The organism is Bacillus sp. es.034 (assembly GCF_002563655.1).
Lineage (GTDB): Bacteria > Bacillota > Bacilli > Bacillales > Bacillaceae_B > Rossellomorea.
The window spans coordinates 1,068,827-1,092,516 of sequence record NZ_PDIY01000001.1 but is presented as its reverse complement, the minus strand read 5'-3'; the positions used below and the strand labels follow the sequence as shown (position 1 = coordinate 1,092,516).

Sequence of the window (23,690 nt, the reverse complement as noted above, 5' to 3'; positions counted from 1 at the left end):
TCATGCGCATTGTCTATGTTTCTCTTATATTACTACTAACAACCATATTAGGGGCATGCTCTCTTTTCGAAAAAGAACCTGAAACTTCCGTCTTCTACTCACCTCACGCAGACGACGAAACCCTCAGTCTGGGTCCGTCCATCCTGCGTCAGATCGATAAAGGAAATGAAGTCGCCGTCGTCCTCCTTTCACATGGGGAAGCCAGTCAATCGATTAAAAAGGTCAACGAAAAATTAAAAGACAAAGACCTCCCCGCCATCTCGAAAGAAGAGTTCGGCAACTCACGGGTAAAAGAATTCAAAAAGTCCGTCGAAGAACTGGGAGTTAATTCAGAGAACGTCTACATCTATGACCTTCCCGACGGAGATATCGAAAAAGAGGACGTCATGAAAATCATGAAGGAAATGAACAAACGCTACCCCGATGCCCGCCACCATGCCCTATCCTATAACGACGCCCACCGGGATCATGCCGCTTCGGGAGCTGCTTTAAAGGAACTTGCTGATGATGGGACCATTTCATCTGCACTCTTTTATCTGCCTGTGCAGGAATTTGAGAATATGGAATATGATGATGCTTATCCTGTGCCAGATAGTCTTAAAGACAATTACAAAAAGAGTTTGGCAGCTTATCGGATTTGGAAGCCTGAGGAAGGGTTGTATTCGATTGGGTATACTTCTGTGAAGCCTTATTTTGTGGAGGCTGGGAGGTATGGGGAGAGTCGTTGGCATAGGTAGGGGAAAGAATTTTCTATTCAAGGTTGGCTCCTTTATCTATTTTGTAAAAATTTCTCCCTAATTCTATTTACATAGAATTAGGGTAGCGTTATAAATAATCAATATGGGTTAAATAGTCTAAAACTGTGAAAGCTTTATAAGGTGTTACTTTCTATACTCCCTTATCTTTTATTAAAATTATAAAGCAACTTATCATTAGTAATCGGAATGAAATTCAATTGTAAAAATTAACTTAAACGAAATAGCTACTATTCTATAATAACTTCTTTACTAAATAGAGAAATTTTTGCGTTAGGAGTTTTTACAATACATTTTGCTTTGAATTTCCCTTTGTGTGAAAAGTAATAATTAAAGTGATTCGAGTTTCCAAAAGGTGTTCTATCTATCAATCTATTCTCTACGCCATATTCGTAGATATACCATGCATACTGTAAATTTCCCATTGTATCATCGATGGTAAAGTCATATTCCCTTTCGGTATTCTTATTAATAGATATCTCCTTAATTTCACTAGATAATAATATTTTCTCCAATTCAGATTCAGCCTTTTCGATGTCAAGGCTATGTTCCTGCTGATTTTTCATTGAATACATTTTATAGTAACCCAACAAATTATGATTGATCTTTTCCTCGTCAAAAAATTGATTTACTAAACTTTCACTAAAGTCCCCAACCTCTTCTCTATAAACTTTATTATTCAGTAGTTTACTTAGGTCTTTCCCTACGGACCCCTCAATATAATCTTCCGCTTTATTACCTACTCCACCAAAGTTAGTATACACACCTTGCATCCAGTTATTATAATCAATGAGCCCAATATAACCTTTACTTCCAAGAGCAATTACGGGTTTTCCACAACTCATCCCTTCTAAAGCGCATCTTCCAGGAGCAAGAATAATATCACTATTTATATACTCATCTCGCAATGCTTCGTTTTCTTTCCACCCTACAAATTCAACTTCCAATTTTCCTTCTGTTATGACATTACATTTTTTAGCAATTTCATCTTTCAATGTTCCATCCCCAACAATTGTCCATTTAACCTTTTCAGTTGTGGATCTACTAGTGAACTCTAGTGCTTTATAAAAAATGTTAATTATAAATTCTTTGTCTTTATCAAGTCTTGTCACTAAAGAAATATTAACTACATCACTTTGTTTCTCGATCTTCGGTCTGTCATCATGATTACAATTAAATAATTTTCTGTCCACACCATTGGGAACCACAAAAAATTTATGGCGGTAGTGATTCTTTTTTGCTTGATCTAAATACTGCAAAAGATGTTCTTTAATTCCTTCTGAAACCGTAAAAACAAGATCAATATCTTCTATATTTTTTCCTATTTGATCATAATATTTCCCATGCATTGTTAAAAAGATGGGAATTCCTAATACTTTGGATATTAACTGAGCTATCTTCCTTGAATGAAAAGGGTGTGTATGTATAACGTCTATTTTTTGATGTGAGTGAAGTTGGACAATTTCCTTAAAAGTACTTGGTAAATCTGAAGCTTCGAATGTTGTATTAATTACATTAATACCATTTTTTAATAATTTATTAGTAAAAATACCTTCCTTACACAAAACGGTCACTTGATAATCATTTTTAATACATTCTTTAGCGGTAGAAAAGACATTTTCATGTAATCCTCCAGCAGGCGCATTAAAATAGACAGGAATTAGAATATGCATTTACCTTCACCTTTTTCTTAATATTTTGTTATTTATACTTCAAAAAAGAGTTGACATATTAAGTCAACTCCCTTTTTTTATGATTTGTAAGGTTCTGGGCGAGCAGTATGTTCACTATTAAAGTAGTAGTTAATGGCTTCAACAATTCGTCTTGATGCTTGTCCGTCACCATATGGATTTGTTGCTTTCGCCATACTCTCATAATGAGAATTATCCGTCAGCAATTGTTTAGCAAGATTGTAGATATTCTCTTCTTCCACTCCAGCCAATTTTAATGTACCTGCTTCGATTCCTTCTGGCCTTTCGGTAGTATCACGTAATACGAGTACAGGTACGCCCAATGAAGGTGCTTCTTCCTGAACCCCGCCTGAGTCAGTCAAAATCAGGTGGGCTCTTGAAGCGAAGTTATGGAAGTCAATAACATCCAACGGCTCAATAAGTTGGATACGCGGATCATTTCCCAGGATCTCATCTGCAGCTTCGCGAACAGCTGGATTAAGGTGCACCGGATAAACAACTTGAACATCATCATGCTCTTCGACAATACGTTTGATCGCTCTAAACATATTTCTCATTGGCTCGCCAAGATTCTCGCGTCGATGAGCTGTAAGTAGAATCAGTCGATCATCACCAATCTTTTCTAAGATTTCATGAGAGTACTCTTCTTGAACTGTCGTTTTCAAGGCATCAATCGCTGTGTTCCCAGTAATAAAGATCGCCTCTTCTTTTTTTCCTTCATTTAATAGATTCTGTGCAGACTTATCCGTTGGCGAGAAGTGAAGGTCGGCAATGACACCCGTTAACTGGCGGTTCATTTCTTCAGGGAAAGGAGAATATTTGTCCCATGTACGTAAACCAGCTTCAACATGTCCAACAGCAATCTGGTTATAAAATGCTGCCATACTCGCGACAAAGGTTGTAGTCGTATCACCATGAACCAAAACGATATCAGGCTTTACTTCTTTCATTACCTTATCCAAGCCTTCCAGTGCACGAGTTGTTACACCTGTAAGTGTTTGTCGGTCTTTCATGATATTTAAATCATGGTCAGGCGTAACATTAAATATTTCTAAGACTTGATCCAGCATTTGGCGATGTTGTGCAGTAACTGTCACAATTGACTCAAATTTTTCTGGGTGTTTCTCTAGTTCAAGAACGAGTGGGGCCATTTTGATGGCTTCCGGTCTAGTACCAAAGATTGTCATTACTTTAATTGTGTTAGTCAATTTGGTCACCTTCTTCAGTAGATTTCTTTTTTTCTAACATTAGTTCATTATTTTCCAGATTATAAATCCAATTATATTGTTCAGTTTCTACAAGATATAATTCTTCATTCTTAGATATTAGTTTTGCTTTCTGTTCCAAAAGATCTATGAGTTCTTGATTAAAATTCAGCCCACTAAAAATAATTGCATCGGAGTTATCATCACTGTTCAGTCTATACGTCACATTATCATAACCATACAATAAGTAACGTTCTCCTTTTTGGTTTTCTTTTTCATCCGTTAACCCTTTTAAAGAACTGGTTATTTCGTCATAAGAAGAGTCAAAGAAAGCCGTAAAGTAGGAATATGAGCTAACAACGGGTTCATTAAAAATGTATAGCTGCTCTTCAAAAGAAAGAGATGAAACATCTTTCTTATTCACTTCAGTAGTCAACGTATCAGCTTTTACAAAGTAATTTTCACCTTGGTATAAGACTCTATAGTACTCTTTATCAATTAATTCTTTTACTAACACTTCTGTTGAGAAAGGCAATTCTTCTTTTTTAACTTCTAGTTTTTCATCTTCATATAAAACTCCATTTTCTACTTGAATATAACCTTTACGGTTAATCTCCTGTGATGAAGTTTCTGGATCTTTTTTCTCTTTGTCATGATCTGACGATAATTCTGATGCGAAAGGAAACGAAATATAACTATTTAACTTCTTCAATGGAGCATCGAAGAATAACGTAGTGCCTGAAACGAAAAGCCCAAATAAAACTATAAATAGTTGCAGATAGAATAACGCATTGGAAAACTTATTTGGTTTTTTCTCATACTTATTGCTTCTGCTCCCCAAATCTGTTTTATTAATATTTTGAGATTGAGAAGTCAGCATTTGCTTTTTGTATTCATTTTTTTCTAATTTGCTTTTTTGATTAAACCATTTTATAAATTCTTGATATTCCTTAATTACTTCTTTGGCTTCACCAAATTTCTTTAACTCTCCAAAATGCAGCCACATCACACGATCCGCCATTTTGCTTATTTGGGAAATAGAGTGGCTTATAAAGAAAATGGTTTTACCTTGTTCTTTAAATTCATTTATTTTCACTAAACACTTATCATAAAAAGTTTGATCTCCAACCGATAAGGCTTCGTCCACAATCAGTAAATCAGGTTGGGTATAAACAGAAATAGCAAAACCCAACCTTGATTTCATACCACTGGAATAATTTTTTACTGGTTGTCCAATGAAATCACCAATGTCCGCAAACTCTATTATTTCAGGTTTTAATGATTTTATTTCCTCTTTACTCAAGCCTAGCATCAAACATTTTAGTTCAATATTTTCTAACCCAGATAAGTTGTTATTTAAACCTGCAGAGATGGCAATTAAGGATGGTTCTCCATCAATAATGATCTCTCCGGAAGAAGGTGGAATAATTTGAGCAAGTATACTAGATAAGGTTGATTTCCCAGAACCATTTATACCAACTACCCCTATTGTTTCACCCTCAAAAACTTCTAGGGATACATTCTTTAATGCGAAAAAGTTTTTGCTTCTTTTGTTTACAGAAAAAACGTCCAGTAATTTATCCGATTTTTTTCTATAAAGTGTATATTTTTTTGATACATTTTTTAGTGTTACTTTTGGCTTCATATATTGATAAGCCTCCAACATTATAAATAATCTACAAATTTATTTTTAAATTTAGTATGAAGTTTAGACCCAACTAGTATGATTAGTAATATAGAGAACCAAAAATAAATAGTATAAGTCATATCATTAAAGAACCAACCATGTCCTAAAAACACATCACGAAACCCTTGAATAATATAATAGAAAGGATTTAGCTTTAAAATGGTTTCAAGAAGTTTAGGTAAATCTCCTGTCTCCCAAAGAATAGGTGTTAAATATAACATCATTCTCATGGTAGATTGCAGCAACACCTGAAAATCTCTCACAATTGTTGATAAAGTTGAAAATAATAACGTAAGAGAAAATAGAAGGACAAAGAGACATAGTAGATAATATGGTAATTGAATTAAGTAAAGCCCGGAAAAAATTCCATTCAGGAATAAAATTACCATCAATACCCCTAACAAAATAATGAAATTAAATCCATTCCCTATTATTGTAATGGTTGGCAATACACTTACTGGAAATTTCATTTTTGAGACAAGATTTATTTTAGAATAAACACTGTTTGATCCTTGAATTACGGTTGGATTAATGTATAACCATGGAATCAAACCTGTTATTAACCATATAAAGTACGGAACCTCACCTACTGGACTTCCACCTCGAATACCAATCCCAAAAACAAACCAATAAATTAATATCTGAATAAGAGGTTGTATAAACTGCCATAGAACTCCTAAGTAATGCAATTGATATTTACTTTTCACTTCAAAACTTGCAAGGCGAAATATTAGGTGCAAGTTGGAAACCTGCTCCTTCAAAATCTGAAATACTAAAGTCATACAGTCATGCTTCCTTTTTGTTTATTTTAACTGAGTCAAGACAGTACTTATTAACAATTAGATGTACGTATGGATATCATCGTCTGTAGTTTTAACAGTAAGTTTACCTGTCTTCATTTCAAAAGAAGCTTGAACAAAACGTGATATAGCACTTTCCCCCAACTTAACGACAGTTAAATAATAATCTTTTTCAACTTCTTTATTAAATTCCAATTGATTTGTTTCGTAAACCTCACCAAATGTATCTGCTACTACTGCTATAGGCTGATTGACGTCCCCTTTAATTAGATTAGAGCTATCAATTTCATTCATTTGTTCAAATTCTATTAAATCTCCATGTGATTGTAGAACAGCTTTCTTTTTATCCATAGAGTGTACTTCAATGTGAGGCGCCAGGTTGAATAATTGAGAAACCTTCTGTTTTGTTTCAGCATTTATTAAATCAACGATGACTACTATATCCGGTTTCAGGAAAAGAATAGACCTCTCTAGTGAAACATCTTCATATCCATTATTAATACCTTTAACAAAGTCCATACTTGCACTTGTGGAAAATGAAGTAGTGTAAATATTTTTATAATCATCACTTTTCTTATCAAATGTATATCTACTTCTTTGTTTATCATCATTTATTATTAATGTAGAATGTGCCCTTGGAGAGATTACATAGCTTCTTATCTTGGATTTTCCGTAGCTGTACTTCCCTGAATCAACTAATATATCCTGCCCGTTAAAGAATAAGTTCATTGATAAGTCATCATAGTGCTTATGGGTGGTCGTTCCATATCCACATACAAATGACATCCAGGTAGAATTTTCAGGCTTCAAATCATTTTTTGTTTGTAAAATAGATGTACCTGATGTTTGATCGAAAAAGCTAACATATCTTTTATTATCTGTACCAATATTAATCTTTCCTGTGTCACCTATTTTAGGCAATACACCATTAGGTTTGACCAAATAGTTAAAGTATCTGTCAGATAACGTTAATAAATTCAGCAAATCCTCACCTAGAGTTAAATCATTTTTGTTTAAGAATTTCTCTGTCGATAAGTAAAGATTTCTAACAATTCTATGATATTCAGGAGAATTTTCTAAATGTACACCTTTAGAACTATAGCTGGTATAGAAGGTATCTTTCAGTCTCCAGATACCTTTTTCTACCCAACTATCAGCTTTTGGATGTTTTAAAACCCTTCCTAACATGATTAGTGACCTATCCATCATGATACCGTGATTATTTTTTCTATAATCCTTATCAGAATACAAGTAATTAGCGTGTTTCTCTACCATGGAAATATACTCTTTTTCTTTTCCGGAAATGTCATAGGAAATTTTCTTTGCAATCACCAAAAAATACACGAGATTTTGTGCACGATAGGCTGAAGGATGATCATACCAAATCATATCATTTTTTGGTGAAGTACATTCGAACTCCATCCAAGAGTCAATTATCTCCTTGCTTTTCACAAAGTATTTTTTATCTTTCGTTTTTTCATAAGCATTTAACAAGAAACTCACGACGTTTAAAGAATGAAGGTATAGTTGGTAAGTTGAACTATTTTTATAATGTTTGTAGTTCCAATCGATACCTTCTTCAAAGTTTATTGTATCTAAGCTATTAAAAAAGAAGAAATGGTTGTTATAAATTTTATCCGCTACTTGCTCTGTATCTTTCTTCACTTCAGAAATCTTAATTATCTGTGATGTATCAAGGTCTAAAAGTTTCACGTTATCTTGCATATTTTCACCTTCCTCAAATTGGCGACTATAGCTTGGACTGAACAAATCATTTCCATTTAGAAATTTAAGAGTTTGTTCTTGGTCTAATGGATCGTGGCCTTGTTCCTTATTAAAGTAATAATCAAATTTTATATTAGTAAAGCCAAAGGATTCATTTATAGTTTTAATACTTTCAACAAAAGGAGTAAGATGATTTTTCACATCATGATTACAGCCAAGATTCTGCAAATAGTATACAGAAGGAATATATTTTATTGTTTTAAAAAACTCTGTTATATTTAGTCTTTGTGTAAACTGCTTTAAAATGTCCTCTTCACTTTGATTAGGGTACGCACACTCGTACATACGGTTAACATGACCTTCATAATAATTGTTAACAATCGTTTGCGGATTATTAACAACCGCACTCGTTCCTTTCAACAAGCCCGCCAAATACATAGACATGAATCCGCCGGCAGAACTCCCATAGAAAGTTACCTTGTCCCTGTCTGCGCTAAGACGGATAAAAATTTTATCTAATATATCTGCTAACTCTTCCAAATAAAATCTGTCCTCTGTACCTTGTCCCCACCCCAGATTTATTTTGCCTAAATATAGGGTAGGATCGTTATAGTAAATGGTTGAAGCATGAATGTCTTCAGCCCAGGAGAATCTTTGAAAAACCGGCGGTGACATTTTAGCCGAGTTATAAGCCCCTGATCCCAATACTATTAATCTATCTGATTCCTTCTTTAGATTAATATAGAATTCGTATTTTACATCATCCAAGGTAACGGTTAAAAGAAATGGTTGATCGCTTGGAAAAGTGAGCTCTTTTATTTCTTCAATAGTACTATCTACTTTGTGAATATCTTTAAGCATAAATAATTGACCCCCGTAAGTCGTTACTTAAGTTTCAGTTTCACTTCATCTACTATTTCCTTATACTTTTTGTTTCTATATAGTTGATCAAATCGTTTAAGAAGCTCACTTTCATTCTTAATATAGTCTTTGTAAAGTGAGTAGATCTCATGGAGTGTATGCATTGACTCCTCTAATTGATCTTCTTGGATATTCACTAAGCGTTTCATATACCAATTCGTGAAATAGAAATCAAAACGTTTATCCATATAAACATCCATCAGGCCATTTTCAAGAAGGAAAGGCAATCGTTCTTTTTCTAATATATGGAATTTATTAAAGAATCTTTTCGTGATTGTATTGGTTACAGAACCCTCTACCGCTGCATAGTAAATATGAATATCAAGATCTATTACTTTGGTTTTACGCGCATGGATTAATAGCTCGTGGAAAAATAGTGTGTCTTGACCACCAGCCCGCTCTACCATTGTAAGCTTATTATCTGCAATGATGTTTTTCTTAACGACTAATGCTTGAATGCTTTGGGCTCTTAAATTTACTTTTTTCAAGAACTCCTTCGCGTCTTTAATAATGCCATCTTTGTTGTATTTTAAGACCGTATTATAGTAATTAAATTTAATAGACTTGGTATTGTCTATCTTGATAATATTCCCTACTACCATATCCAGCTTCTTATCAGAAGTAATAATTTCTAATAACTTTGCATACCCGTCGTTAATCGCTTCGTTGTCTGGATCAAGATAGGTAACATACGGAGCAGAAGCAAGGTCTATTCCTTTATTTCTAGGTCTGGATGCACTTCCACTGCCACCATCCGTATAAGAGAAACTTTTTACATTAGGGTAATCACGCTCTAGTCTTTTTATATTGATTAACGTTTCTCTATCTGATGATCCATCATCTACAAGAATGATCTCCATATCATGGAACACACTGCTTCTTCTTAAACTATTGAAACATTTATTCAATAAATACTTACCATTGTTATAAATTGGTACAATGACAGAAAGCTTATAGTTTTCAGTTTGAACCGTTTGTTTCACTTCATTCTTGTTAAACTCAAAACGATCTATACTGTAACCATTTGGGAGCACTACTTCTCCTTCAAAGCTTACCAAATCATCAACTGAGAAAGAGCTGGACCAGAATACTGTTCGATACTTATCAGGCATTTTATCCACATAATCATGTTCAACACCTGGTACTAATTCATTACCATTTAAGTACGCGTCTTTCGTTATATAATCTGAATCAGTAAACTTAAAGCCATTTACCATATCATCCAAATAATATTCATAGTAAACATTCTCACTGGAGAAGAACGCTACCATATCATATTCACCAAGCATTTGAACTGTAAGGTCCTTTTCCAGAACCAACGACTTATTTTCATACGTTTGCGCATTAAATGATTTCTCCACTTGATCAGTGATCTCTGATACCACTACTGCAACACTTCTGTTTAAAGGTTTCTCTTTAATTTGAAGCTTATCTAAGACAAAACTGATTCTGTCAAACGTAGTATCTTTATTCATTACCTGTCTTAGGCCATACATTTGATGTTTATAGATTTCTTCTTCTGTAAACCCATGCAGGATGTCTTTGACTTCGTTTTCACTATTCACAATGAATACATTTGGAAACTTATTATTAATAGCTAAACTATAATTGGAAATAATAATGTTTCCTATTGCTTGAAGTTCATATATTCTATTGGCAAACATCGTTTCGCTGTACTTTACAGAGTTGAAATTCAGGGACCAATCATATAATTTGTGTAACTTTTGCAAATGTTCATGCGGGACCTCTGGAGATACGCTTTCAAGATATTCTTCAGGAAAAAAATAATTTGGATGGTTTAAAGAATAATTTCTGTCTATTATTTTTAAACCCTTATTGGATTTCTCAATTCCATTAAATATCATCTTTGTATCTTCTTGACGATGAGGGTACTTTTGATACCAGGATCCTGCGAAAAATACTTCATTCCGTTTCTTGAATTTCCTCATACCGATAGGGTTATGATAGAGTGGATTAATTCCAAAGGATAAGACATCTACATTTTCGTTATTACAATCCTTTTTATAGTCCTCCACTTTTTCCCTTGCAGTTGTGAAAATATAATCACAATGCTTGGCAATACCGACAAAAAGATCATAGTTTACCGGATCTTCTTTGGAAAAGAACACTACTTTAGTGTCGTTTTCTTTATAGAGATTAATAATTTCAGTTAACTCGTCCCTGCGTTTAGACTGAGGGTTCCCTAACCCTCTCCACTCTTTGTTTAATCCACGCCAGGTAGTAGCAATAAAGAATACGTCAAGTTTCCCAGCATACTCCTTGTAATTCTTTTGGGTTATATAAACAAATTCTGCTATCCCCTTGAAGGATTGGTATAAGAATTCGTCCGCAATGATTCCTATCTTCACAGTTTTTTTCTTATAGAACTTTGAACCATTACTATCCGGAATTTGATTTATCGAGGATAACGCATTTTCCAAGAAATGAAGATCCGCTAATTTATTTCTTTTTTCCAGATAGCTATCAATCTCTTGTTGGGTTAACTCCGGAATATCATTATTGGTTTTGGCACTGGAATGTATAACTGTTTTATCATTTCTAATGATGGTTTCAATTTGTTCTTTTTCTCTATCTATTTCTTTTTGAAGTTTTGTCTTCAGTTTTTTAATTGATTGCAATCGTTTTTGAATACTTAGTTGATCCATCCTGTTACCCCCTTCTTAACCTTTTCATTACTTTCCAGTAAGAAAGTGTAAGCTTACCAAGTTTAGAGGATTTCAGGGATTCATACTTAGATAATAATTTGGAGTACGATCTTAAAATTCTTTCCTCTTTTTCATAGCTTTCTTTCAGCGTCTCCATTACTTCTAATTTTTCTTTCTTTTCTTTCGTAATGGCTGCGTTGGCTTGTTCTAAGTTCTTTCTAACCATCTTCAATTCTTTTTCTAACTCTATAGTTCGATTGGAATCCTTGCTCTTTCCTTTGTCTTTCCGTAAATCTTTACGTAATTGCAAGATGAGCTGGCTATTTTCATACAGTTGTTTTGTAATGTCAGCCATTTGCAAGGTTTGTTGCTGTTGAAGTGTAGTAAATCTATCTCTTTCAAGTCTTAATTCTTCTTCAAGTTGTTGTTTTTCTAAAAATAGTTGCTTATTTTCATATGTTGAGTTTTTCATTTTTTTAATTTCACTTTCATCCTTTAGTAGTTTATCCACCATATTACACTCCTACTAACGTAGTATTTACTCTATCAACCTCAATCTCTTCCGTTCTGTTGCTGAGTTTTTCCCCATTGGCTGAAATGAAATAATGGATTTGATATTTACCAGTATCATTAATAAGATAGTTGAATTTCTTTGATGAATTATATTTGATGCGGTCAATTACCTTGTTATCTTTCCTAATATAATAAGCAAATTGAAGATCTTGACTATCTTCAATGTCTATCTCGAATTGAATTTCACCATTATTAATTTTGAATTTAGTTCCTTTGAATACTACGCCTCCACCAGCGATGATTTTTTCTAAAGGATACTTACTTATGACTTCATGGCCTTTGGTTATGTGTAAGTCTATAGAAACCACTTCCGGTTTACCTGAACCAATATTCTTCAAGTCACTCATTTTTATATCAAGTTCATCTTTAAATGGCGTTTCATAGTAGCTTCCTTCTGAACCAGTAATCACTAAGGATGTTTCCAGGTTTCTGGTATCATCTTTTTCAATATCAGCATTTATTTTTAAGAAATTAAACTCACTCTTCACATAAACGTTATCTATTTTCAAGCCGTGAATGATACCGACTAACTTATTTAGTAGAAATGCAGGAAATGAAACGGCAATTTCATTGTGACTCATAATTGTATTGTCAATTGTTAAATCTATGGTCTTCTCTTTATCGTGAAACGTATTTACCAGGGGAACAATGTGATGTTTATACTGGATATCATTTTTGCTAGTTAATAATGATATCTGTGGCAGATAATCTTTATCGATTTGCTTAAACACTAAGTTATTTATATATGAAACCTCATAAGCAGTAGGTTCAATTCCCAAGATATAGTCAGCTGTTTCTTTAGCGAACTTTCGAACATAATCTGCAATTTTTGTTTGAGGTGCCCCCGTAATAACATGACCATAGTTATATTTCATTCCATAATAAAGAGCAGCACTTCCACCTTTTGAAGTACCTGCTGAAATGATATTAGAAGGAATAATATTCAACTTTCTTGCCATATATGAAATCAAAGATTGAACAGAAGTTTCTACCTCATAGTTCATTTCATTTCCTAAATAGTAACTTCCTCTTGGTCCATAGTTATCTAAAATGAATAATTTGTTACAGTCAAAATTTCTTAATGTCTTAATATAATTGTAGCGGTATGAGTTCGTTTCATTATGAAATCCTGAAAAAACAACCAGCAAATGATCTTTGTTCGTATTACCTTCTTCAAATACATATTTTATAGGAAGATTGCTATTATAAACCTGTTCTGTAAATTTAAACATCTGTTTACCTCTTTCTTACTTTATTAAAATAAAAGGACTGAAAAAAATTAGTTTTCCAGTCCCTTTATAACCATCTTATACTAATACAGGAGCTTTAATAGCTTCGTATAAGCTACCAAAGTTGATGTATTCAATATCATCACTTGTATTTTTCACCACATTTTTCGTGTCAAAAATCCTCTTTGTTCTCATACCTTTTAATTGTTGAGAATCTAGAGCCTTGAATTCATTATGATCTGTTAATACGAGCACTAGATCAGATCCATTAACGGCTTCTTCCATATCATTTATTACGAAATCTGCTTCTACGTGAGGATCAAATGAACGAACTTCATATTCACCTTGGAATTCTAACATTTCCTTAATCTCCATTGCAGGACTTTCGCGAACGTCATCAACATTACCTTTGTAAGTAAGACCAAAGACAGTAAGGATCTTACCATTAACTTGTTCCATAAGCTTGTTCACATTGTCAACAACGTATGTCGGCATCGACACATTGACATTTCTCGCTAAATTAATGATTTGAGCTTGTTCTGGTGCTTTCGCTACGATAAAGTATGGGTCAACAGCTAAACAATGACCGCCTACCCCTGGTCCAGGAGTGTGCAGATTAACACGAGGGTGTTTATTAGCCATATCTATAACATCTAAAGCATTAATGTCTAATTCGTTACAAACCTTTGTCAATTCATTTGCCAAGGCAATATTTACATCACGGAATGTATTTTCCATCAATTTAGACATTTCAGCGGTTTTAGCATTAGTTTTAATAATCTCACCTTGAACGAATGTACTGTATACTTTGGCCCCTGCTTCTGTACAAGCTGGAGTGATTCCTCCAACAATTCGGTTATTATGGATTAATTCGTGTAGGATCTGACCAGGTAATACTCGCTCTGGACAGTGAACCAGGAAGATATCTTCCCCTACTTTAAATCCAGCTTCCTCGATTAAAGGTTTTACTGAGTCATCCATGCTTCTTGGGCCAATTGTAGATTCAACGATCACGACATTTCCTTTTTCTAAATAAGGAATGATATTGCTGACAGCACTTAACACATATGTTAAATCACATGATTTGTACTGGTCTTCAAGATTAGGAGTTGGAACTGCAACTATGAAAGTATCAGCTTTCTCCGGAAGTAAAGAAGCACGGAATGTCTGTTTTTCTATTACTTCATTTAGGGCTTCTTGTAAACCTGGTTCTTCAATGTGAATCATTCCGGAATTCAATGAATCTATCACTCTTTGACTTACATCTACTCCAACTACTTCTACATCATGTTTAGCGAACATAATGGAAGTTGGTAATCCAATATAACCTAGCCCTACAGTACAAAGTTTCATAATTATTAATTCCTCCAGATATCTTTATTATTTGTTAACTAATAAGTAATTGATTGTATATGTTATAGAATTTATCTTTTTCTAAATCCCAGTTATACGTCTTGCTTGCACTTTTACTATTCTGACTCATTTCATTTCGAACTTCAACCTCTTTTAAAAGGTAATTTACAGCTTTAGAAATATCTTCATAATCATGTGAATCTACGCAAATGCCAATACGATTTTCTTCGACTACTTTTTTTATTTCCGGAAAGCTGCATGCAACCACTGGTACTCCACTCATCATATATTCAAACAATTTATTAGATGACGCAGAATAGTGGTTAAAGCATACATTATTTAAAACTTGAAAGCCTAAATATGCATTTCTAGTATACTTAGGTAACTCTTTCAAAGGAACTTTAGGAATAAACTTCACCCGATCCTGAAGCTTCATGTCTTCAACCATTTTTACTAGCGTAGGCTTAATTCTCCCATCCCCAATAAAAACGAGGGTGCCTTCCTTGAATAAAGGAACTGCTTTAACCAGGTTCTCCAATCCTCTGCCTGTTTGAATTCCACCCTGATATAGCAGGATTTTTTCATCTTTGGGTAACCCTAACATCTGATGGAGGTCGACTTTCTCCTGATCCAGTAAGCTTTCTTTCTGCTTAAAGGGATAGTTGTAAACCACGCCAGGATAAAACCCATATAACTCTTCATTATATTTAGCCCTTGTATGGTTCTCCACAATCATCGTGTCGATCTTATTAATCAGAAAACCTTCCATTTTTGCATAGGCGCCGCTGTCATAGCCCGTTCGGCTGGTCTGGACTTCATGGGAATCATATACTAATTTTTTATTGTTAATTCGCCATTTCGCGCATATATATCCTTGAGGAAGGGTATTAAGATCATTAGAGTGGTAAATGTCGTACTTTTTTTGCCATCCTCTTGCGATCATTCTCAGAATGATGCTTCCTCGGACCCAGACAACACTTAACTTGGTTCGCCAAAATAGAAATAAGATTGCACTTACTGGTAAAACCACTAATGGTGCCAGGAACGCTGAAGATAACCAGGCTAATAATAATAGTAATCCAATCATTTTATGCTTCAAGCTTATTCTGTAAACTTTTTGTAAAAGCTCTAATAATAGTGGATACCTCCTTACCCGATACACATGGAAATGAGGATTCATTTCTTCATAGCGGCTAATACTCTTATCTTTTGGGTCGTCAATGCATATTAGATCTACGTTATAACCATTTTCAGAAAGTGCAGTACACTCTCTCATCACTCTGGCGTCATTCGTAAAATGATTCCACACATACATGCATACGTTCTTTTTCATATGTTTTCAACCTTATCTCTCTTATAGTTTTCAGAATAAATAGATTTATCTATTATTTTTGCCAATGTGTCTATGTTAGCATCCCAGTTGAAATTTTTCTGCACGTATTTATTTCCATTCTGAGACATCTTATGTCTGACTTTCTTATTTTGCTGAAGAAACTCTATAAGACCCACAAGTTTCCCACTGTCTCTATCCTCTACAACAAAGCCTACATGCTCATCCTCGATCACCTGTTTAGAATATCCTGAAACCGACGCAACGATTGGTACCCCGCACGTCATATAATCTATCACTTTTCCTGGTAGAACCGTCTCGAAAACGGATTTCTCATTCAGAGTCACAATCCCTATATGGTGCTGCGACATGATCTTTAAACATTCCTTCCGGGTTTTAGGAGAAATGAAACGAACATTTGATAATTTCTCTTTTTTTATTTCCTCGTATACTTCCTGCCTATTTAACCCGTAACCAATAATCGTGAAGTCTATCTTTTTCTCCGCTAATTCTTTGGCTAATTTAGTTAGCAAGTCACCGTCTTGAGCCAATCCAATATTCCCGGCGTAAATAACCTTGAATCGTTCATCACTTGGCGCATTTGGCCTTATTTCATCTACTCTGGCTGAGTTAGGCATAAAGGATAGTTTGGAAGGGTTAATTTCACGGACATTCACAATGTGCTCTTTAAAACCAAGGCTGTTAATGATGATTTCATCAGAGGATTTGTAAATCTGCTTTTCCACCTTATTAAAGAAAGAAAGTATGAGTTTGTAGTTGAATACCCCTACACCTTTCAATGATTCCGGCCAAAGATCACGAACGTCCAATATTAATTTGGCCCTGAACCTCCACTTGGCAATGACTCCAACCATCGCAACGAAAATGGCCGGTGAGGTAGCCAGTACCACCTGATATTTCCTGCGACTGAACAGCACTTCCATAATGAATTTAAAGTACATTTCCAAATAAAATAACAAGCGATTCAAAATGCCTCTGGTATATTTTCTATTGCTGATTTTGATCCTTTTAATAGAAGATTCATATTCATGAATCATGGGATCATCCCAAAACTCTTCGTTTTCGAAGATTTTTTTTGTAGGGTAAGTAGGTTCAGTTGTCAGAATATCCACATCATAGCCGCGCTCTTTTAACAGCAGGAAGATATTTTTCATCCTGTTGCCGGCACTGCCTATTTCCGGATAAAAATTTTGAGAAATGATTAAGATCTTCTTCATTCAACCCCACCAATACTTTCCTTTATTAATTGATACCATTCTGAATAGAACTCTTCTGTTCCTTGATTCGCTTATCTATTGCATAATTAAATAGTTTCTTCAATTCAACTAGGTGATCCTCAGGTGCATCCTGATGAATATACCGAATGGCTTTTTTGACACTCTTAGGCATTGTTTTGAACTGGTTCATAACCTATGATCTTCCTTAATATAGTTGATATTTTGTGAGGCATGTCACAATATAAAATAACTGATTGCCTAAAAATGGTAGCAATCAGTATCATAGAATTCTTCCTAGTGTAAATAAAAAATTTCCTGTCATATTATATCATATTTAAACGTAATTTCCAGTCGATTCCTGTAATATTTTTAATATAAATGAAACTTTTTGTTACATTCATTTAACTATAGATGACCCCTCTATAAAACACTCTCCCTTAAATTACATATTTTTACCATAAACCGTATATTTTAAGGTAAAAAGAACTAGTTAATTGAAAACTTTTTCCTCTATTTCTAGCTTTAATGTGATAAAATGACAATACTATCTACCAAACTATGACAATAAAGGAGAAAAAAATCTGTGAAAAAGACTCTTACCACTGTAGCAGCCACGGCTGTTCTATCATCTTCCTTTGTTAGTTATGCGGCTGCGAGCACCCATAAGGTGGAATCAGGAGATTCCTTATGGACGATCGCCCGTGAGTATGACACGACGGTTTCGAATCTGAAAAGCTGGAATAAGCTGAATTCCGAACTCATTTACCCCAACCAGCTTCTGAAGGTTGCTGCCAAGGGTGATTCTGTCAGTGTTCCTGCTCCTCCTAAAAAGACGGAGAGTAAAAGCCCCTCGAATACCAAAACGTATACGGTGAAGTCAGGGGATACTCTGGGACAGATCGCTATTACTCATTCCGTATCGGTTGCGGAGCTATCCTCCTGGAATGGCATTAAAGGGTATTTGATTTATCCGGGACAGGTCTTAAAGGTTTCAAAGGGCTCTGCTTCTTCCCAAGCACAGACACCCGCACCTAAGCCCTCAAAGAGTCAACCCCAAGGGCAAACCACTTATACAGTCAAATCCGGTGATACTCTCGGAAAGATCGCTCTTGATTATTCTGTATCCGTCAGTGATTTATCTTCCTGGAACGGGGTGAAGGGACATTTAATCTACCCTGGACAAGTATTGAAGGTGTCAAAAGGGAATGGCCAATCTGCAAAACCGGAACCGGCTGCTCCAGCACCTTCCAAACCGGACACAGGATCGGCTCAACAAACCTATACGGTTCGTTCAGGCGATACTTTATCCCATATCAGCATGAAATATGGTGTCTCTGTCTCTGAGTTGAAAAGCTGGAATGGGCTGAAGAGCGATTTCTTACAGGTCGGACAGGTGCTTACCTTGAAGGCAGGCAAGAAACAACCGGCTGCTGCCCCGCCAAAGCAGGAAACGCCTCCATCCACCGCTTCTTTTAGTACTGCTAAACTATTAAGTGAAGCAACGTCTCACATGGGAACCCCTTATGTGTGGGGAGGGTCTTCGGCAGGCGGCTTTGATTGCAGTGGTTTTATCTACTACGTTTTCAAGGAAGCCGGAGCGAAGGATGTTAAGCGTCTTTCCAGTGAAGGGTATTATAGCCGCTCCTATTATGTGAATACTCCTCAACCGGGAGATTTGGTATTTTTCGAAAATACATATAAAAAAGGTATTTCTCATTTAGGTATTTATGTAGGGAATAATGAGTTCATTCATGCTGGGGATAATGGCGTGGAAGTATCCAGCCTCAGTAACTCCTACTGGAAATCCAAGTTTGATGGTTTTAAGAGATTTTATGAATTATAAAATAGTAGATCCCGATGACGAAGGAGTCATCGGGATCTATTTTTTATGGTGTGTAGAAGTCCTCGGTATAGTAAACCCCGTAATCTCCTCCATAATATGTTCCCACGCCTAGCCTTTTATAGATTGGGCTCAGGATGTTTTTGCGGTGGCCGGCAGAATTCACCCATGCGTCATGGACGGCTATGGCATTAAACTGCCCCGCTGCGATGTTTTCCCCTGCTGATGAGTAGGAGATACCCGCCTGTTCCATTCTTTTAAAAGGTGTTTGGCCATCGGGATTCTCATGACTGAAGAAGTTTCGGACGGCCATGTCTTTACTATGGGCCCTCGCCACTTCCCTGGCCCTTGAATCTTCCTCGAGGGGCTCGAGGAAATGGCGTGCACGCAATGCATTGGCTTGATCGAGCAGTTGCTTCTCCATACTGATTCTGACTTTTTCCTTATTGAAATTAGGGTTTGTCATCGTGAAGTCCTGCCTTATCATGAAAATCCCCGCTAATGTATCACCGTCGTTCTGGTCATAATACAAACGGATGAGCTTCTCATCATAGACGTAGTCGCTTCCCTGGTCATACTCAGCCCCGATTTGATCCATCAGGTTGCGGACTTCCGGTTGACCCATGCCAAGCTTAAGCCCTGACTCCGACTTCCAGCTGTCGGAATTTGAGTACACCGCTACCACGATCCCATGAAATACACCAAATTGAATATACGTCTCTGGATCTTTGTTATACACGTACCAATCAAAGTTGAACCGGCTCTCATCGATTCGGTCAGGCGGTCCTAAAACGGAACGTAAAAATGCCTCTGTCGCATTAATATGAACTCCCTGGAACTGAAATTCTTCTGTACTTCCGATTAATTGTTCTTCCACATGATAAGATACTGCATTTTTCCCGCCAAAGATTGTAAACGATGGATAGGAGTTTACTAGATTATCAATGGAAGGAGGGATATCATCCTTCTTCACTAGTAGAATCGGGGCGTTGTCTTTAGCCGCCCGAACAGACCCTGCCAGGGCATCGGCGAAATTCCCGCCAGTCGCGACGTAGGCCGTTTCCTTTCCGAGTGGCAAGCCTTCAATGATATTCTTTGCCGTCTCATAACGATCGGCACCGCCATAGCGGGTGGAAGAAGGAAGGTCCGATGCGACATGTGAAGAAATCACGCCTTCTCCTCCTACAATGATCGTATCTTTTTTCTCATCTGTTATTTCTTTAGTACTTTCAGGTAAATCTGTAGATTCCGTTAAAACAATCGGGATGCCATTCTTCGCGGCATACGGTGCCACGGCCAGTGCATCCGGGAAGTTCCGGCCGTTTGCCACGATGGCTTGATCAGAAGGGAGGTAGTCTGCTATTTTCGCAGCAGTCTGAAACCGATCATCTCCTCCGATTCTGGTAATCTTCAAGCCTAGGTCTCTTAGCTGCTTTTCAACATAGAGGTCAATCGCTCCGACACCGCCTAATATGTAAACCTGCTTTGCTTCCAGTATCTTGATGAAGTCTCTCGTTTCCGCGGACAACCGATGCTTATAGGTCAGTAAGATGGGGGCATTCAATTGATAAGCAAGGGGTCCCCCTGCCAGTGCGTCCGGGAATGTTTCCCCGCTCGCGATTACAACGGTTTCCGCTTGATTCCATCCCCTTAGAGAAATCATGCCGGCTGTATCATATCTGCTATCGCCAAATATTCGATCTACACTCGTATTTGCTTTTGCCTGGTCCATCTGAATCAGATTGAATACAAGAATGAATAACAAAAGTGTGATTCCTACTTTTTTTATCAAAGTACCCTCTCCCTCCGGTTGTCTACTGTCATTGTACCAAAATAATCCATCTACTCCAGGTAAATCCTTAAATTTATTGGGATTTTCTTTATACATTTCCATAGTCAGACAAAATTTTACTAATGTATTTCTTTTTCGACGATTTTCTAGTATATTTTTCTTATGTGTGAAAATCATTTTTTTAGGTGGGAAACAATTTGAGAGCGGATAGACATCATAAAAAACGCAAGTGGCCGAAAGTGGTTGGCATCATCTTCCTCCTCCTTCTAATAGCAGGTGCCGGATATGCCTACTCCATTTATCATTCATTAAGTAAAACGGCTGAAACGATGAACGAAGAGATCGATCGACCGAAATCGGATAAACGTACGGAAGAAGTCAAATTTGATAAGAAGCACCCATTTTCAGTATTGTTACTGGGTGTCGATGAACGTGCCGGAGACAAAGGGCGGTCCGACACGATGATTGTCGTAACGGTCAATCCCCATGAGAAAACGACTAAGATGTTGAGTATCCCCCGTGATACTCTTGTGGATATCGTTGGCAGAGGGACGCGGGATAAAATTAATCACGCTTATGCCTTCGGCGGAGTGGAAATGTCTATGGATACGGTTGAAGAGTTTTTAGATATTCCTATTGATTATTATGCAAAGATCAATATGGAGGGTTTTAAAGATATCGTGAATGCAGTTGGAGGAGTCACCGTCAACAATGATTTCACGTTCTCTTCCGGTGGGTACACATTTAATGAAGGGCAGCTTTCGTTAAGTGGTGAAAAAGCCCTTGCTTATGCCCGTATGAGAAAACAGGATCCACGTGGAGACTTCGGACGACAAGCCAGACAACGTCAGGTCATCCAAGCCGTCATCAAAGAAGGCGCGAGTGTCTCATCCTTATGGAACTATGGGGACATTTTCGGAGCCATCGGGAATAATGTCAAAACAAACCTGTCATTAGATGAAATGGTCGATATCCAAAAGAATTACAAAAGTGCCACAAAAGACATCACACAAAGCCAGATCAGTGGCTCAGGCCAGATGATCAGCAACGGCACCCAGGATATTTATTATTACGTCGTGCCTGAAGAAGAAAGACAAAAAGTCCAGAGTGATTTGAAGGATCATTTGGATTTGAATGAATAATGATGAAGCCAGCCGCGTTTTACGGGCTGGCTTTTCTTTATAATCAAAAAAACAGCCTCTCCTTTTAAGCGACTGCTTCTTTCTGTTGCGCTATGATCGATTTACTCACCCAGAAACCGGAAATGATCAGAAGAACCCCCATCAGGGAGAGAAAAAGCAAGGATCCTTTCGCACCATCCTGGTAAGGTAAGTCTGTGTAGTATCCATGAGTCTCTTCTGAGATCCCTCTGATCCATTGAGTCTCAAGCTTGGATTTTGTTTGGGTGGTAAAATCACTCTCTTTCACGATTCCGTTTTCATTGATGGAGTAGGTCCTATATGTGGCTTCAGAATCTTCTTTCACGGGAGATGTTTGCAGACCGACTATGAACTGCTCTTTCCCTGACTCCTTGTTTTTCATTCGTTTATATGAAACAGCAGCAGAATAAGCCTGCATTCCTTCAATATCCGGATTCACTTTATGGCCCTTGAGTTTCGCTTCCTCTTCATCATTCAGTTCAAGGATGATCGTTGATGGCTTTTCCTCTTTTTGTACAAATGTGTTGATTTTCACCCCGTGAAAGACTTGAACCGTGTCGACGATTCCATCCTCCTCCAGTGAAATGTACTTATAGTTCTTTTCAAATGCGTTCTGATAGAAGGACTCTCTCAAGGTTTGTATGAGGAAGTAAGCTACGATAGACATGATGACAATTCCTATTATAAAGAAAGAACCGCTGATCCTTAACCACAATTTTTGTCTTTTACTCATAGTCCTCACTCCCATCCCGTTCGTATAATAGTAGAGGCAGGTCCGTCCCTAAACCGTCAACTTTTCGATTTTGCGACGGATGTATTGGATGAATTTGTCGTCTCCTTGGAGTTCAAAGACGATGAGTGCTTTTTGCATGTATTTCTGAGCTTCCTCGAGTTTCCCTTGCAGCTCATAATTGTAGCCGATGTGATAGTGGAGCTCTCCGAGAAGATACATATTGTCTTTAAGGATGCACCAGTCGATCGCATCTTTGCAATACTTTGTAGATTGATCTATCTCTTCCAGTCTCGTCAGCACCCTGGCGATATTGTAATAGAGCCTTGTTTTGATTGTATAATCCGTTAAATGTGGAAGTGCCTCAATATGCGCCTTCACTTCCTGGTATACCTCCAGCGCCTTTTCAAAGATCCCTTCCTCGAAATACATGACGCCGATCGTTAACAGGATTTCAATTTCTCTTTCCGTCCAAATTTTATCTGTCGTATGGGTGAGGGCAATGGATTTGCGAAGGGTTTTCTCCGCTTTCTCCAAATCTTTATCAAGTTCAAATTGATAAATTCCTTTATGCCACTTCAGAAGTTGCAAATTTCTGTTATTATTAAAAAATAAAGGATTTTCTTCTTCTGCTGTGACAACTTCTCTCATCTCTGTATAATCCATATTTCTTCTTGCGATCTGTAATTGTCTTCCAACCTCTAGAACATAATCAAGTCTTGGAGTCATTCCTATATCAAAAAAGTAGTTAACGTCCACTCCAAGCTTCCTGGATATCAAGAATAACGTCGATGCGTACGGAAACACGTCTCCTTTTTCGATTTTACTTATTTGGGCTTGAGTACAGATCCCTTCTGCAAGCTCTTCCTGTGAAAGACCTATATTCTTACGTAGTTCTTTTATTTTTTGACCTACGATACTAAAGTCCATTTACATCTCCCCTAAGAAAAAATATTCCTATAATTATATTTTTCATTATAATCAGCCGTATGGTT

18 protein-coding genes are annotated in these 23,690 nt (G+C 36.6%); 3 read left to right on the top strand and 15 right to left on the bottom strand.

Translation table 11 applies throughout. From position 1 onward, the window contains the following. Window positions 1–2: 2 nt before the first annotated feature. The gene (locus tag ATG71_RS05670) at window positions 3–737 is read left to right on the top strand and encodes a PIG-L family deacetylase (protein ID WP_098438785.1); all 735 of its coding nucleotides are present in this window, start codon (window positions 3–5) and stop codon (window positions 735–737) included. A 248-nt stretch (window positions 738–985) separates the two neighbouring features. On the opposite strand, the gene ATG71_RS05665 is transcribed toward ATG71_RS05670, so the two are convergent. From ATG71_RS05665 to ATG71_RS23300, 12 genes are all read right to left on the bottom strand, one after another. Further along, complete coding sequence (locus ATG71_RS05665) at window positions 986–2,428, bottom strand: glycosyltransferase family 4 protein (protein ID WP_098438784.1); 1,443 nt, start codon at window positions 2,426–2,428, stop codon at window positions 986–988. A 77-nt stretch (window positions 2,429–2,505) separates the two neighbouring features. Beyond that, a complete protein-coding gene (wecB, locus tag ATG71_RS05660; RefSeq protein WP_098438783.1) occupies window positions 2,506–3,654 on the bottom strand; it encodes a non-hydrolyzing UDP-N-acetylglucosamine 2-epimerase in 1,149 nt (382 codons plus the stop codon). After that, a complete protein-coding gene (tagH, locus tag ATG71_RS05655; RefSeq protein ID WP_179886463.1) occupies window positions 3,647–5,296 on the bottom strand; it encodes a teichoic acids export ABC transporter ATP-binding subunit TagH in 1,650 nt (549 codons plus the stop codon). The genes wecB and tagH overlap by 8 nt, the downstream gene beginning before the upstream one ends. Window positions 5,297–5,316: 20 nt before the next feature. After that, window positions 5,317–6,120, bottom strand: coding sequence for an ABC transporter permease (locus tag ATG71_RS05650; protein ID WP_098438781.1), 804 nt, complete (start codon window positions 6,118–6,120; stop codon window positions 5,317–5,319). Window positions 6,121–6,177: 57 nt separating this feature from the next. Next, on the bottom strand, window positions 6,178–8,724 hold the full coding sequence (locus ATG71_RS05645) for a heparinase II/III family protein (protein ID WP_286162919.1): 2,547 nt from the start codon (window positions 8,722–8,724) through the stop codon (window positions 6,178–6,180). A 23-nt stretch (window positions 8,725–8,747) separates the two neighbouring features. Beyond that, window positions 8,748–11,450, bottom strand: coding sequence for a glycosyltransferase (locus ATG71_RS05635; protein WP_098438780.1), 2,703 nt, complete (start codon window positions 11,448–11,450; stop codon window positions 8,748–8,750). Between the two features lie 4 nt (window positions 11,451–11,454). Continuing rightward, complete coding sequence (locus tag ATG71_RS05630) at window positions 11,455–11,964, bottom strand: hypothetical protein (protein ID WP_098438779.1); 510 nt, start codon at window positions 11,962–11,964, stop codon at window positions 11,455–11,457. A 1-nt stretch (window position 11,965) separates the two neighbouring features. Beyond that, entirely contained in the window at window positions 11,966–13,255 is a 1,290-nt protein-coding gene (locus tag ATG71_RS05625; protein ID WP_098438778.1) for an accessory Sec system protein Asp2, read from the bottom strand. 75 nt (window positions 13,256–13,330) lie between these two features. Beyond that, on the bottom strand, window positions 13,331–14,605 hold the full coding sequence (locus ATG71_RS05620) for a nucleotide sugar dehydrogenase (protein ID WP_098438777.1): 1,275 nt from the start codon (window positions 14,603–14,605) through the stop codon (window positions 13,331–13,333). A 34-nt stretch (window positions 14,606–14,639) separates the two neighbouring features. Beyond that, entirely contained in the window at window positions 14,640–15,938 is a 1,299-nt protein-coding gene (locus ATG71_RS05615) for a glycosyltransferase (RefSeq protein WP_098438776.1), read from the bottom strand. Beyond that, complete coding sequence (locus ATG71_RS05610) at window positions 15,935–17,173, bottom strand: glycosyltransferase family 4 protein (protein WP_098438775.1); 1,239 nt, start codon at window positions 17,171–17,173, stop codon at window positions 15,935–15,937. Before ATG71_RS05610 ends, ATG71_RS05615 begins: the two co-directional genes overlap by 4 nt. A 25-nt stretch (window positions 17,174–17,198) precedes the next feature. Then, window positions 17,199–17,363, bottom strand: a complete 165-nt coding sequence (locus tag ATG71_RS23300) for a hypothetical protein (protein ID WP_179886462.1) — start codon at window positions 17,361–17,363, stop codon at window positions 17,199–17,201. 393 nt (window positions 17,364–17,756) lie between these two features. Here ATG71_RS23300 and ATG71_RS05605 point away from each other — a divergent pair, with 393 nt between their 5' ends. Continuing rightward, the gene (locus tag ATG71_RS05605) at window positions 17,757–19,016 is read left to right on the top strand and encodes a C40 family peptidase (RefSeq protein ID WP_098438774.1); all 1,260 of its coding nucleotides are present in this window, start codon (window positions 17,757–17,759) and stop codon (window positions 19,014–19,016) included. 43 nt (window positions 19,017–19,059) lie between these two features. On the opposite strand, the gene ATG71_RS05600 is transcribed toward ATG71_RS05605, so the two are convergent. Further along, window positions 19,060–20,805: a cell wall-binding repeat-containing protein gene (locus tag ATG71_RS05600; RefSeq protein WP_179886461.1), complete on the bottom strand. Its 1,746-nt coding sequence runs from the start codon at window positions 20,803–20,805 to the stop codon at window positions 19,060–19,062. Window positions 20,806–21,002: 197 nt separating this feature from the next. Here ATG71_RS05600 and tagU point away from each other — a divergent pair, with 197 nt between their 5' ends. Continuing rightward, complete coding sequence (gene tagU, locus ATG71_RS05595; protein ID WP_098438772.1) at window positions 21,003–21,947, top strand: polyisoprenyl-teichoic acid--peptidoglycan teichoic acid transferase TagU; 945 nt, start codon at window positions 21,003–21,005, stop codon at window positions 21,945–21,947. 64 nt (window positions 21,948–22,011) lie between these two features. Here the strand turns inward: tagU and ATG71_RS05590 are convergent, their stop codons facing one another. Together ATG71_RS05590 and ATG71_RS05585 are read right to left on the bottom strand one after the other, a co-directional pair. Next, window positions 22,012–22,698 carry a hypothetical protein gene (locus ATG71_RS05590; protein WP_098438771.1) on the bottom strand — a complete coding sequence of 229 codons (687 nt, stop codon included), beginning with the start codon at window positions 22,696–22,698 and terminating at the stop codon, window positions 22,012–22,014. Between the two features lie 48 nt (window positions 22,699–22,746). Continuing rightward, on the bottom strand, window positions 22,747–23,625 hold the full coding sequence (locus ATG71_RS05585) for a helix-turn-helix domain-containing protein (protein WP_098438770.1): 879 nt from the start codon (window positions 23,623–23,625) through the stop codon (window positions 22,747–22,749). Window positions 23,626–23,690 lie beyond the last annotated feature (65 nt).